This window comes from Scandinavium sp., from assembly GCF_051650185.1.
In the GTDB taxonomy this organism is placed as follows: Bacteria; Pseudomonadota; Gammaproteobacteria; order Enterobacterales; family Enterobacteriaceae; genus Scandinavium.
Genome location: NZ_JBOFIN010000083.1, coordinates 1 through 13,290, shown reverse-complemented (window position 1 = coordinate 13,290; position 13,290 = coordinate 1). Strand labels below are relative to the sequence as shown.

Here is a 13,290-nt window from a genome sequence, read left to right as displayed (position 1 = left end):
GCAACATCACCGACGCGGACTTCGCCACCGAAGCCTCCAACATGAGCCGCAACCAGATGCTGGCCCAGACCTCTATGTCGATGCTGAAGCAGTCCAACAGCATGTCCGGCATGGTGATGTCTCTGCTGGGCTAATCCCCACGTTCTGATGTGAAAAACACCGCTGTATGGCGGTGTTTTTGTTTCAGCCGCAGGCTTTCCGCCCTTCGGCCTTTTTGGGGAAATCCCCCTTCCCCTTCATACCTAACCCACTGATAAAAATACATTATAAAACTTGGCACGGGTCTTGCTATATCCATAGCGAGTCGTCAGGCCTCAAGGAGAGAAAAATGACCGATATAAGCAGCATTGATCCGCAAACGCTGGCACAGCAGATGGCCAGCTACGACATCATGGCCACTCAGGATGCGTTGTCTCGCCAGACCACCACCCTGAAATCGCAGCAGGACGCGCTGACAAAGCTGAAATCAGCACTGACCGATTTCCGCACCGCGGTGAACGATCTCAACAAGTCCGACGACGGCATGTTGAAAACCACCGCGACGATGAATCAGGAAAACATCGCGTCGATTACGACTAACTCGGCTGCGCGAAAAGGCACCTATAGCCTCGATGTCACGCAGATGGCTTCAGCGCAGCAGATTGGCTACGCCGACCTGACCGACGATGCGGTGAAAAATGCCACCGGTGACGTCACCATCACCCTCGGCCAGGGCGATGACGCGCAGAGCTTCACCGTCAATATGGATGATGTGAACACGCTGGGCGAACTGACCGCGCAGATCAACGGCTCAGAAGACAATCCGGGCGTGACGGCTTCGCTGGTGCGCACCGACGGCAACGTCACGATGATGCTCAGCAGCGACGAAACCGGGGCGAAAAATACCCTGAGCATGAGCGGCGATGCTGCTTCGCTGTTTGCGAACGGCACCACGATTGCTGAAGCGCAAGATGCGCAGTTCAGCATGGGCAGCATGCAGTTCACCAACAGCACTAACACGCTGGATGGGATTGTCGATGGCGTGACTATCGACCTGACGGGCACCACTGAACCGGGCAAACCGTTGGTCATCAAGATTGGTACCGACACCGAGGAAACCAAAAACCAGGCGCAGGCGTTTGTCGATGCCTACAACACCCTGGAAAGCACCCTCGACTCTCTGACGAAAACCGGGAGTGACGGCACGGATCGTGGTGCGTTTGCCGGTGACGCCAACATGATGGCGCTGGATAACACGCTGAACAGCGTGCTGCGTCAGACCTATGGCGATCACCAGCTCAATGAGTTTGGTATCACCGCAGGCAGCGACGGCATGCTGGAAATTGACAGCGACAAACTGGAAGACCAGTTGAGCAAAGATCCGGAGTCATTCACCGACTTCTTCAACGGCAACAACGGCATGCTGAAGTCGATTGATAAGTCTCTGGACCGCTATCTGAGCTCCACCGATGGCTTGCTGAAAGGCCAGCAGGAGACGCTGGACAGAAAGCAAAGTGATATCGACACCAAAACCGATGCGATGAACACGCGCTATGACAACGCCTACAACCGTTATCTGACGCAGTTCACTCAGCTTCAAACCACCATGCAGTCAATCAACAACACCATGAGTATGTTTGGCTTAGCGTAAGGAATTTTAAGCAGTTATGTACGGAAACAATCAAGAAGGCTTCGGCCAGTATCAGCAATCAGACCTTGCGATTCAGGCAGCGGCGGCAAACCCGCACCAGCTGGTATTGATCTTATTCAAGGGACTGATGGACGAACTCGTTCGTGCGAAGAGCCACATTGCGGCTCGTCGCTTCGAGCGCAAAGTCAAAAGCATTAACAAGTGCATCGATATTCTCAACGCGCTGACCAGTGCGCTGGATTTCGAAAATGGGGGTGAGCTCGCGCTCACCCTCGCAAATCTTTACGACTACTGCGTCTACCGTCTGTATGACGCCAGCCACAAGCTCTCTACCGAGAGCATTGATGAGGTCGAGAAGATCCTCAGCAATATTCAGGACGGCTGGGAAAAGATGGGGCAGAAGAATGGATGATCTGACGCTGATCCCGTGGCTTGCTCGCGAACTGGAGCAGGCTGCCAGTCAAAAGGAGTGGCTGAAGGTTCAGCAGGTCGATAAGCAGATTGCCCTGTTTCTGACCTCGCTAAAAGGCCGGGCGCTCAGCCCTGCCCTTCAGCGTGAGCTGGCCGAACTGCGCAAGCTGCACCAGCGCGTTTACCAGTTCTGCCAGCAGGAAAGTGCGGTGCTGGAAGAAAAAATGGCCCGGACGCGCAAGAACCAGGAAGGGGCAACCGCCTATGCCGCGTTTATGACAATGGAAGGAGAACGCTAATGCAGGTGATGAATCCCCAGGCTGCGCCGGACATGCCAGGCCAGGCATTGCCCGCCGTAAAAAGCGTGGCAGACGCATTAAACATTGTCGCGCAGGGTGAGACGGCAAACGGCTCGGCTGAAGGGATAAAGCCAGGTTTTGACAACACGCTGGCAACGCTAATGACCGCACTGAACGGTGACGCCGGTCGACAGAAAATCGGTGAGAAAATCACGGACGCCGTGGAACAGCATCAGGCAGAAACGCCGGAAGGTACGGACGATTCCGCGGCGATGGCTATCCTCGAATCTCTGCTGACCGCCAGCCAGCATCCGGTGAAATCGCTGCCAGTAAAAGGCAACAGCGAAAAGCCGGAGCACAACGTGGATACGGCGATGTTGCAGTCTCGTGAGGCGAATACACAAAACGCTTCGGCTCAAAGCCAGGTTCAGCCATTGTTGCAGGGGCAAGCGCAGCAGCAAGACAGCGAGGCCACCACCGCGCAACAGACACACGGTACCAGCGTGAAGCTGGTGGCAACGCGCCCTGTCGCCGCGACCACGCAGGAAATGGCGCAGATGAATGCCGTTCAATCAGTGCCGATGAATACGGAATCTACCAGCACGGCATCGGCTCAGGAGATGGCAGCTCAGCCGACAACCGGAGCGGACAAGAATGCCCGCTTTACGCTGCCGGACGTCAAGCTGAGCGATGAAAACTCCCGCTGGTCTGAGCAACTGCATTCGGCGCTGGGCGATCGTCTTCAGGTGCAGATGAAGGACAAAATCCAGCACGCCACCATTCGGCTTGATCCGCCGAACATGGGGAAAATCGATATTTCGATGCAGCTCGACAATGGGCGGATGCAGGTCCACATCAACGCCAGCCATGGCGATGTATACCGGGCGTTGCAACAGGTAAGTCACGATCTTCGCCAGACGCTGGTTGAGCAAAACTTTGTGCAGGTGAACGTACAGGTTTCTTCGCAGCATCCGGGTCAGCAACAGGACAATCGCCAGCAGGCGTTTGCCGATCAGAACGAAGCCGTATTTGCCAACGCCGAGATGGCAGAAGACGAAAATTACTCCTCTCATCAGGATGATGAGTCGGTTTTACTGACTGTGTAGCGAGCATAAAAAATGACAATCAAAAAAGTCGCCTTTGGCATTATCGGCGCGGTAATTATTTCGGTTCTTACCGCCATTATCACGATATACGGCACTCAGATGCTGGCCCGCAATGGGGTTGATATCACCAAAAGCAACGGACTGTTCTCCAGTAAAAAAGAGAGCAAGCCGCAGAAGTTTATTGAAGTCAAAAATGTGGTGGTGACCCTGCAAACCGCCGCCCACCAGCAGCACTACCTGCAAATGGATCTGGCGTTTGCCACCAGTGACGAAGAAGGCCAGAAGAAGGTGAATGAGCTCTCGCCGGTGCTTCGCGGCACCACGGTGACGCTGCTTTCAGCAATGGACTATGACGCATTGCGCGAGATGCCGATGGATACCCTTCGCCAAAAATTGCTGGCGGCTTACACCGCTCGCTTTATCAAACTGCAAACCGAGAAGCCGTTCACCGACGTGATCATCAGCAAAATGGTTTATCAGTAAGACGACTGTGACGTAATGATAATGATGGATTTTATTGCCAAAGATAAGCTGACGGCAGCCGAGGAGGCGAAGTACGTTCAGGCCTGGCTGCCGCTGGTTCACAAGATGATTAAGCAGCTTGCTTATCAGACCAGCAGCGTTATCGACAAGGATGATATGGAACAGATTGCCCTGATGGGGCTGCTGACGGCCTTACGCCGTTATGGACACCCTGATGAGCAGTTTGCTTCCTATGCGGCGCAACGTATTCGTGGTGCGATCCTCGACGAACTTCGCCAGCTTGACTGGCGACCTCGTCGTTTGCGCCAAAAGACACACAAACTGAATGATGCCATTCGCCAGCTTGGCCGTGAACTGGGGCGAACGCCGACGTTTGAGGATATTCAGGCCCGGCTCTCCATTACGGCAGAGGAGTATCAGGAGCATTTACAGCTGGATTGCGCCAGCTCTCTGGAAAGCCTTGATGATTTACTGAGTAAAGGCGTTCAGGACAGCACCATGAACACCCGACAACTGGAAGACGACGTGATCATGAGTAACACGTTGCACTCGGCTATCGCCAGTCTGGATGAGAGGGAGCAATTGATCCTGACGCTCTATTACCAAAAAGAGTTGAGCCTGAAAGAAATCGCCCTGGTCCTCGATCTCACCGAGGCCAGAGTGTGTCAGCTCAATAAAAAGATTACTGAGAAAATTCAAACGTATTTCCAGAAGTGAACCCCTTATGCAGAAATTATTAGGCCTTTCCTTTGTTATTGCCTGCGTGGCTGGCGGCTTTATTTATTCCGGCGGGAATTTAATGGCGCTGTGGGCGCCTGGCGAGATAGTGATTATCCTCGGCGCGGCGCTGGGTGCGCTGGTACTGGCGAACCCGAAAAATATGCTGTCTGAAATGCTGCGTCAGATTCGTGGCGCGGTGCAGAAGAACGAGCAGACCGAAGAGTACCAGCGTCAGCTGCTGATGCTGCTGTATGAACTGCTGGAACTGGTGCAGGACGGCGGTCTGAAGATGCTGGACGAACATATTGAAGTGCCAGAAAACAGCGAGTTGTTTAAGCGATACCCGCTGATTTTGCAGGAAAAATCGTTGATTACGTTTATCTCCGATAACTTCCGCCTGATGGCGATGGGCAAAATCAATGAACACGAACTTGAAGGGCTGCTGGAGCAGGAGCTGGTGGCGATGGAAGAGTATCTGCTGCAACCGTCACGCTCGCTGCAACGTACCGCAGAAGCCATGCCTGGGTTTGGTATTTGTGCGGCGGTACTCGGCATCATCATCACCATGCAGTCTATCGATGGCTCAATTGCCGAAGTGGGCGAACGCGTGGCGCATGCTTTGGTCGGCACGTTCCTCGGGGTGTTCTTCTGCTACTGCTTCCTCGACCCCTTAGCCAACGCCATGGAACAGCGCACCAAAACCAAAATGTCAGTGCTTGAGTGTGTACGTACCGTGCTGGTGAACCATGTTGCCGGAAAACCGACGCTGCTGGCGGTGGATGCGGGCCGTAAAATGCTGCCGCTCGATGCCAAACCGACCTTCGCCCGTCTCGACAGCTGGGTGAATCAGATGGTAGGTGAGGCCGATGCGTAATAAGCACGAAGGCCACACCACAATAATCAAACGCTCGTCGCGTAAAGGGCACCAGGCTCATCACGGTGGGGCGTGGAAAGTGGCCTTTGCCGATTTCACCCTCGCGATGATGGCCCTGTTTATGGTGCTGTGGATCATGGGCGCGATCCATCAGGAGAAAACGCAGTCCCTGCTCCAGTCAATGGAAGGCAGCTCTGTCTTTAACGGTAATAGCCTTACGCCATTAAGCCAGGCAGACGGAAACGGTGCCCGCCTGAGCCTGATGTCGACGAATGCCAAAAGTTCGCCACTGACGGCACCGCGAAATGAGAGCGTGAATATTGGCAAGCTCAAGCTGTCTGACGTGCTCAACGCGCACAGTCAGAAAAGTGAAGCTCACGGCGGCAACCATACACAAAAATATGAGCTGGATGATTTGGCACGCATCATTATGCGCATCACCAACTCCTGGCACGCGCAGTCCAATTTACAGATAGGCATTGTGCCGCAAGGCTTACGTATTCTGATTACCGACGACAGCCATCGCGAGATGTTCCAGCGTGGCAGCGCCAGAATCACCCCGTTCTTCTACCAGTTGCTGAATGAATTCGCGCCTGAGCTGAACAAGGTGGATAACAAAATCATTATCACCGGGCACACCGACGCCACGCCGTACAAGAACAATAAAGGTTACAACAACTGGAATCTTTCCGGAGAGCGTGCACTTCAGGCACGCAGCGTGTTGACCGCTTCAGGGCTCGACTCCGCCAAAGTGATTCAGGTCAGTGGCATGGCCGATCAGATGCTTTTCGATAAAGACGATCCGTTAAGCTCCGTGAACCGACGAATCGAAATCATGGTATTAACCCACGCCGCCAGCGACACGCTGTATCAGTTCTTCGGGGCGCATGGCGAAAAAGTGATAAAGCCAATCGCCGAGAAAATCGCACAAGGAAAGTAGCGAGCCAGGACAATGTGGAACGTCAATAATTCATCTTTACTCTCAACGCCATTGGCCCTGCTTTGCGTCTTGCTGGCAGGCTGGCTGGGGATAATGCCAGGCACCGTGCTGGCAAAGCCGAAGCCTGCAACGGTGAAAACCAGCAAACCCGTTGCCCGCAAAACGCACGATAAAAAAGTGCAGGCACGCATCAATAACCGAAAAAAGCTGCTGGCAAAATCCCGACTCAAGCTGGCGAACGTTCCGCTGACGCCTTCACAAAAGCGTAAAATCGCCGCCAGAAAGCGAGCTGAGCGCACCGAAAATCGTGAGTTTTTGACAGAACAAGTGCACTGGAAATCCGGCGCATTGGGCCGCCAGTGGCCGCTGGTCCAGATGAGCGAGAAAATGGAGCACTCGCTGGTCAAGGTCATGAAAAAGCTGAAGAAACAACTTGGCAAACCTTACGTCTGGGGTGGTGCATCGCCAAAAACAGGCTTCGATTGCAGCGGCCTTGTCTGGTATGCGTACACCACCAGCACTAAGCGCAAGTTGCCACGCACCGCTAACGGCATGTATACGGCGAAAAACCTTAAGCGTGTGAAGAAAAGCAGGCTACATCGCGGCGATCTCATTTTCTTCGGCATTCACAAAAAGACCAAAGCCGATCACGTGGGTGTGTATCTTGGCGAAGGGAAATTTATTGAAGCTCCACGCACCGGATTAAATGTACGCATTAGTCATCTGACGGATGATTTCTGGCAAGATCATTATCTGGGTTCACGCCGCGTTATTTATGATGAGCACGGATGATCGACTCCCAAAAAAAAGCCACCTGTTACCAGGTGGCAGAACTCAAAATAATACTCTATAAGTAAAACGAGGGAAGAAAACATATCTCACATGTACCGTCTATTTTATATCATGCTCTTCCCTTATTTTCTGCCACAAGAACTAAAAGTCGCTTTTCCAGTTTATAAAACACATTGTCTTTCATCTTCTTTCAGCGTACTTATTACAGTCACCGATGATAAACAACAACGTGGAAGTCACCACTTTTAGTTTCTGATTTTATGCCAGGCAAACAAAACCACCAACGCGCCTGCCACAGCGATAAGAATGCTGCGCACATCAAACCCGGTCACTGTGCCCAGACCCAGCATTGAACCTAACCAGCCGCCGACAACCGCCCCTACAATGCCCAGAATAACCGTCATAATAAAGCCACTGCCATCACGACCTGGCATAATGAACTTCGCGATAATACCGACGATCAACCCCATGACAATCCAGAGAAGAATACCCATAATTAACTCCTGACCTTGCTAATATAAAAAGAGCAGCAGAATCTAAAGAGTTACAATGACAGCGTCAATAAAATGACGACAATGAATATTTCAAACATCAGAACGCTGCCAACGCAGCGAATTAACAGCCCCTATTCTGATTATCAGAACAGACTTTTCAGCAAACCTGCGCATACTCCCGCGCATTCCAGTGGTAGTCTTTTTCTATCAGACAAAACAAATAAGACAGGAATCACGATGGGATTAATTAATTTTATTAAAGAAGCCGGTGAGAAGCTCTTTCACACGGATAACAGCAACAGTGAAAAGGCGGAGAAAATTAAGGCGCATATCAATACGCTCAACGTGCCGGGCGCAAGCAATATCAATGTCAACATCGACGACAGCGGTGTCGCTTCGTTATCGGGCAACGCTGATACCCAACAAACCGCGGACAAACTGGTGGTTGCAGCGGGTAACATTGAGGGCATCAGTGATGTTAATAATGCGCTGACGGTCAGCGCCCCTGCCCTGACAGCCCAGTATTACACTGTACAATCGGGCGATACTTTGAGCGCAATTTCCCGCCGCTATTATGGCTCAGCCAATCACTACCAGGCCATTTTTGAAAGTAATCAGCCGATGCTCAGCCATCCGGATAGCATTTATCCGGGGCAAAAGTTGATCATTCCTGAACTCGTCACGAAACAGTAAGAGAGGGCATTATGGGACTGTTTACCTCACTGCTGAACAAACTCTCTGGTTCGCAAGAGCATAACCCGATCCTGATAACCGAGGTTCTCTCGTGGATTGATTCCCAGGGAGGTATGGAGACCCTTCTTCAGCAAATGAAGCTGTTCGGAATGGGTAAAATCCTGCAATCCTGGCTGTCGAATCAGCAAAATTTGCCGATTTCACCACAGCAGGTATTTTCCTTTATCAAAGCGCCAGCATTGCAGCAACTGGCAGACCGTTGCGGGATTGACGTCAACGCTACCGCCGCGCTGCTGGCTAAATATTTACCGCTGCTGGTAAACGGTTTGTCGCACTCCGGCGAGTTAATGCCCTCAGCAACCAGCGATTTAGTGAAAGCAGGCTTGTCCGTGCTCGGTCATAAAACCGAGGCCTGATTCACGCCCCTCCCCTCAAGGCCAGTTTATGACTGGCCTTTTTTTGTGTCCGCAGCTTAGCGATAACGGAAAAGTTCAGAACGCCTTGACCTTACCCTTGCGGGAAGGTTTAAGCTTTATCACAGTCAGAAAAAAGCTGCGGCCGCTCCACTTCAGAACGGCCTTCACTAAGGAGTTCATGATGTCTGAGACCATAGACCTGACGCTGGACGGCCTCTCCTGCGGCCACTGCGTCAAACGCGTTAAAGAGAGCCTTGAGCAACGTCCTGACGTTGACCAGGCTGATGTCACCGTCACTGAAGCGCATGTCACAGGTAGCGCCAGTGCCGAAGCGCTGATTGAAACCATTAAACAAGCTGGATACGGGGCGGAGCTCAGCCACCCAAAGGCTAACCCGCTGACAGAGTCATCAACCCCGTCGGAAGCACTGACAGCGGCCCCCTCAGCGCTTCCGGCAGCCGATGACCTTGATGACAGCCAACAGCTGCTGATCAACGGCATGAGCTGCGCCAGCTGTGTCTCTCGGGTACAAAATGCGCTTGCCGCGGTGCCGGGTGTCACGCAGGCACGGGTGAATCTGGCGGAACGCACCGCGCTGGTGATGGGCAGTGCGTCCGCCGCAAATTTAGTGCAGGCGGTGGAAAAAGCTGGGTACGGCGCAGAAGCGATTGAAGACGATCAGAAGCGCCGTGAACGCCAGCAGGAAACCGCGATAGCCACCATGAAACGCTTCCGCTGGCAGGCGATTGTCGCGCTGCTGGTCGGCGTGCCGGTGATGGTCTGGGGCATGTTCGGCGACAACATGATGGTCACCGAAGCTAACCGTTCCCTGTGGCTGACAATCGGCCTCATTACCCTCGGGGTGATGGTTTTTGCGGGCGGCCACTTTTATGCCAGCGCGTGGAAAAGCCTGAAAAACGGCACCGCGACGATGGACACGCTGGTGGCGTTAGGCACAGGCGTAGCGTGGCTCTATTCGATGAGCGTCAACCTGTGGCCCCAATGGTTCCCGATGGAAGCTCGCCACCTCTATTACGAAGCCAGCGCGATGATCATTGGTCTGATTAACCTCGGCCACATGCTGGAAGCGCGCGCGCGTCAGCGTTCTTCGAAAGCGCTGGAAAAACTGCTCGACCTCACGCCACCGACCGCACGAGTGGTGACAGAACAAGGTGAGAAATCCGTGCCGCTGGCCGACGTACAGCCGGGCATGACGTTACGCCTGACCACCGGCGATCGCGTGCCGGTCGACGGCGAAATTACCCAGGGTGAAGGCTGGTTTGATGAAGCCATGCTGACCGGCGAACCCGTACCACAGCAGAAAACAGATGGCGCAGCCATTCATGCAGGCACCATCGTGCAGGACGGCAGCGTGCTGTTCCGTGCCAGCGCTGTCGGCAGCCACACCACGCTGTCGCGGATTATCCGTATGGTTCGCCAGGCGCAAAGCAGCAAGCCGGAAATCGGCCAACTGGCGGATCGCATCTCAGCAGTGTTTGTGCCAGTGGTTGTCGCCATTGCGCTTATCAGCGCCGCCATCTGGTATGTCTTCGGGCCTGCGCCGCAAATTGTTTATACCCTGGTGATCGCCACCACGGTGCTGATCATCGCCTGCCCTTGTGCGCTGGGTCTGGCGACACCGATGTCGATTATCGCGGGTGTCGGACGTGCCGCAGAATACGGCGTGCTGGTACGTGATGCCGATGCGCTACAACGTGCCAGTGAGCTTGATACCCTGGTGTTTGATAAAACCGGGACGCTGACGGAAGGCAAACCTCAGGTTGTTGCCGTGAAAACCTTTGCGGCGGTGGATGCTCAAGAATCGCTGCGTTTCGCTGCCGCGCTCGAACAAGGTTCAAGCCATCCACTGGCCCGGGCCATTATTGAGAAAGCCGGTGAAGCTGTGCTGCCGCAAGTGAATAACTTCCGCACCCTGCGCGGATTGGGTGTCAGCGGTGAAGCGGAAGGCCGTGCGCTGCTGCTGGGGAACCAGGCGCTGCTGAACGAGCAAAACGTAGTGACCACAGCCTGTGACGCTGAAATTCAGGCGCAGGCTGAGCAAGGCGCAACGCCGGTATTATTGGCTATCGACGGACAGATTGCGGCACTGTTTGCCATTCGCGATCCGCTGCGCAGTGACAGCGTGGAAGCCCTGCAACGTCTGCATCGTGAAGGCTACCGTCTGGTGATGCTGACCGGGGATAACCCAACCACCGCCAACGCCATTGCCAAAGAAGCGGGCATCGATGAAGTGATTGCCGGAGTGCTGCCGGACGGCAAAGCCGAAGCCATCAAAACATTGCAGGCAGAAGGCCGCAAAGTGGCGATGGTAGGCGACGGTATCAACGATGCGCCAGCGCTGGCGCAAGCGGAAGTCGGGATTGCGATGGGCGGCGGCAGCGACGTCGCCATCGAAACCGCAGCCATCACGCTGATGCGCCACAGCCTGACCGGGGTCGCCGATGCGCTGGCAATTTCACGGGCCACGCTGCGGAACATGAAGCAGAACCTGTTAGGCGCGTTTATTTACAACTCGCTGGGCATTCCGATTGCCGCCGGGATCCTGTGGCCACTCACCGGGACGTTGCTAAACCCGGTCGTTGCCGGGGCGGCGATGGCGCTTTCGTCCATCACCGTGGTGAGCAACGCTAACCGCCTGCTGCGCTTCAAACCGAAAGCGTGATGGCAGACTGGCCCTTAACAGAGTTTGTTGAGGGCCGCTTCCCGAATTAGGCGTTGAGCCCCTATCCCCGACGCGCTAGCATGGGCCTTTGATTTCAGGGAGCGCGTATGGGTCTGTTTCAACGAATAAAATCTTTAGTACGCGCCTTGTCCGGGAAACGCTACCCCTGGCCTGGTCTGGACATCACTCTTCCTGACGGGCAGCAACTGCATCTGGTGGGCAGCATTCACATGGGCACCCGCGATATGTCGCCGCTGCCGCCAAAGTTAATCGCCCTGATCCAACGGGCCGATGCGGTGATCGTCGAAGCCGACATTACCGGCACAGAAACGCCCTTTCGCGATCTGCCCCCCTGCCCACCGCTAAGCGAACGCTTATTGCCCTCACGTTTCCAGCAGCTGGAACAGCTTACCGATGAGCTTGGCCTCTCGCTGGCGCTGTTCGACAGCCAGCCTTTATGGCAAATCGCGATGGTGCTTCAGGCGACACAGGCGCAGAAACTGGGCCTTCGCCCTGATTACGGGATTGATTACCAGCTGCTGCATTGCGCACGTGAAGCTCACAGGAAGATCATTGAACTGGAAGGGGCGCAAAGCCAGATTGACCTGCTGCGCAACTTACCCGATCGCGGATTGTCGCTGCTGGAAGACACACTGACGCACTGGCACACCAATGCGCGGCTGTTGCAGGTGATGATCGGCTGGTGGCTGGAGCAGCCGCCGGGTGAAACCCCTTCGCTGCCGAATACCTTCAGTCATGCGCTGTATGACGTATTGATGCATCAGCGTAATCTGGCATGGCGGGATCGTCTGCTTTCCCTGCCGCCAGGGCGTTACGTAGTGGCGGTGGGCGCCCTGCATTTGTACGGGGAAGGAAACCTGCCCTCAATGCTGAGCGCAGCGTCGAAATAAAAAAATGGCCAATATTTCTATTGGCCCGTCAAAGAGGAATTTCATCATTATTATTATCCCGAAGTTTGCACTTCGGATCGTTCGATTGTCGCTCAAAGTAACCATCACTGCCAACACTATTGCGCAAGATAGTACTATTTTTTCGACAGCCGTCAGGCGTATCCTGAAGCCTGTTCTCTCCGGTTGTAAGAAGGATGGTTATGACGCCCGCCGTTAAGTTACTCGAAAAAAACAAGATCCCGTTTAAGGTTCACAGCTACGATCACGATCCGAATGAAACCAATTATGGCGATGAAGTGGTGCGTAAACTGGGGCTCAATGCCGATCAGGTTTACAAAACCCTGCTGGTGGCGGTTAACGGGGATATGAAACACCTGGCCGTAGCGGTAACACCCGTTGCTACGCAGCTCGATTTGAAGAAGGTCGCAAAAGCGCTGGGCGCGAAAAAAGTCGACATGGCTGACCCAATGATCGCCCAACGAACCACCGGCTATCTGGTGGGCGGCATCAGCCCATTAGGGCAGAAAAAAACGCCTGCCGACGCTTATCGATGCGCCTGCCCAAACGTTTGAGACTATCTATGTGTCCGGCGGTAAACGCGGTCTGGATATTGAGCTGACGGCAGAGCATCTTGCGAAAATGCTGGATGCGACGTTTGCGGATATTGCGCGGCGAGATTAAAGATTGGGAGTTGCCTGTTCCCCCTCTCCCTAACCCTCTCCCTTGAGGGTGTACGGTCCGGAGACATGGTAGACAGGTGTTCGGGGACATGGTGAACACTATTTAACATCCTTTACCCATGGTTATCGACCTTTTCTTCAGGTCGATAACCCCCACT

At 54.1% G+C, this 13,290-nt stretch carries 15 protein-coding genes and 1 pseudogene; 15 read left to right on the top strand and 1 reads right to left on the bottom strand.

Annotation, left to right across the window (positions count from 1 at the left end):
• The 10 genes from ACRCWW_RS10810 to ACRCWW_RS10765 all read left to right on the top strand — a co-directional run.
• Positions 1–134: flagellin (locus tag ACRCWW_RS10810; RefSeq protein ID WP_438682425.1), on the top strand; the 134-nt coding region annotated here is incomplete at its 5' end.
• A 194-nt stretch (positions 135–328) separates the two neighbouring features.
• Positions 329–1,630, top strand: a complete 1,302-nt coding sequence (fliD, locus tag ACRCWW_RS10805) for a flagellar filament capping protein FliD (RefSeq protein ID WP_438682423.1) — start codon at positions 329–331, stop codon at positions 1,628–1,630.
• A gap of 16 nt (positions 1,631–1,646) precedes the next feature.
• Entirely contained in the window at positions 1,647–2,042 is a 396-nt protein-coding gene (gene fliS, locus ACRCWW_RS10800; RefSeq protein ID WP_404660065.1) for a flagellar export chaperone FliS, read from the top strand.
• The gene (locus ACRCWW_RS10795; protein WP_438682422.1) at positions 2,035–2,340 is read left to right on the top strand and encodes a hypothetical protein; all 306 of its coding nucleotides are present in this window, start codon (positions 2,035–2,037) and stop codon (positions 2,338–2,340) included. Before fliS ends, ACRCWW_RS10795 begins: the two co-directional genes overlap by 8 nt.
• The gene (locus ACRCWW_RS10790) at positions 2,340–3,446 is read left to right on the top strand and encodes a flagellar hook-length control protein FliK (RefSeq protein ID WP_438682421.1); all 1,107 of its coding nucleotides are present in this window, start codon (positions 2,340–2,342) and stop codon (positions 3,444–3,446) included. Before ACRCWW_RS10795 ends, ACRCWW_RS10790 begins: the two co-directional genes overlap by 1 nt.
• Positions 3,447–3,458: 12 nt before the next feature.
• On the top strand, positions 3,459–3,929 hold the full coding sequence (locus ACRCWW_RS10785; RefSeq protein ID WP_438682420.1) for a flagellar basal body-associated FliL family protein: 471 nt from the start codon (positions 3,459–3,461) through the stop codon (positions 3,927–3,929).
• 15 nt (positions 3,930–3,944) lie between these two features.
• Entirely contained in the window at positions 3,945–4,646 is a 702-nt protein-coding gene (locus ACRCWW_RS10780) for a FliA/WhiG family RNA polymerase sigma factor (protein WP_438682419.1), read from the top strand.
• Positions 4,647–4,653: 7 nt separating this feature from the next.
• Positions 4,654–5,523, top strand: coding sequence for a flagellar motor stator protein MotA (motA, locus tag ACRCWW_RS10775; RefSeq protein ID WP_438682418.1), 870 nt, complete (start codon positions 4,654–4,656; stop codon positions 5,521–5,523).
• Complete coding sequence (gene lafU, locus ACRCWW_RS10770; RefSeq protein WP_438682417.1) at positions 5,516–6,463, top strand: putative lateral flagellar export/assembly protein LafU; 948 nt, start codon at positions 5,516–5,518, stop codon at positions 6,461–6,463. The genes motA and lafU overlap by 8 nt, the downstream gene beginning before the upstream one ends.
• 12 nt (positions 6,464–6,475) lie before the next feature.
• The gene (locus ACRCWW_RS10765) at positions 6,476–7,255 is read left to right on the top strand and encodes a C40 family peptidase (RefSeq protein WP_438682416.1); all 780 of its coding nucleotides are present in this window, start codon (positions 6,476–6,478) and stop codon (positions 7,253–7,255) included.
• Positions 7,256–7,500: 245 nt separating this feature from the next.
• Here ACRCWW_RS10765 and ACRCWW_RS10760 read toward each other — a convergent pair whose 3' ends face one another.
• Positions 7,501–7,749: a GlsB/YeaQ/YmgE family stress response membrane protein gene (locus ACRCWW_RS10760; RefSeq protein WP_438682415.1), complete on the bottom strand. Its 249-nt coding sequence runs from the start codon at positions 7,747–7,749 to the stop codon at positions 7,501–7,503.
• Between the two features lie 237 nt (positions 7,750–7,986).
• Here ACRCWW_RS10760 and lysM point away from each other — a divergent pair, with 237 nt between their 5' ends.
• From lysM to ybaK, 5 genes and pseudogenes are all read left to right on the top strand, one after another.
• On the top strand, positions 7,987–8,442 hold the full coding sequence (gene lysM, locus ACRCWW_RS10755) for a peptidoglycan-binding protein LysM (protein WP_438682424.1): 456 nt from the start codon (positions 7,987–7,989) through the stop codon (positions 8,440–8,442).
• A gap of 11 nt (positions 8,443–8,453) precedes the next feature.
• Positions 8,454–8,858, top strand: a complete 405-nt coding sequence (locus tag ACRCWW_RS10750) for a YidB family protein (protein ID WP_438682414.1) — start codon at positions 8,454–8,456, stop codon at positions 8,856–8,858.
• A 181-nt stretch (positions 8,859–9,039) separates the two neighbouring features.
• On the top strand, positions 9,040–11,541 hold the full coding sequence (gene copA, locus ACRCWW_RS10745; protein WP_438682413.1) for a copper-exporting P-type ATPase CopA: 2,502 nt from the start codon (positions 9,040–9,042) through the stop codon (positions 11,539–11,541).
• Positions 11,542–11,648: 107 nt separating this feature from the next.
• Entirely contained in the window at positions 11,649–12,452 is an 804-nt protein-coding gene (locus ACRCWW_RS10740; protein ID WP_438682412.1) for a TraB/GumN family protein, read from the top strand.
• Between the two features lie 200 nt (positions 12,453–12,652).
• Positions 12,653–13,133, top strand: a pseudogene (gene ybaK, locus ACRCWW_RS10735) (Cys-tRNA(Pro)/Cys-tRNA(Cys) deacylase YbaK).
• The last annotated feature ends 157 nt before the right edge of the window (positions 13,134–13,290 follow it).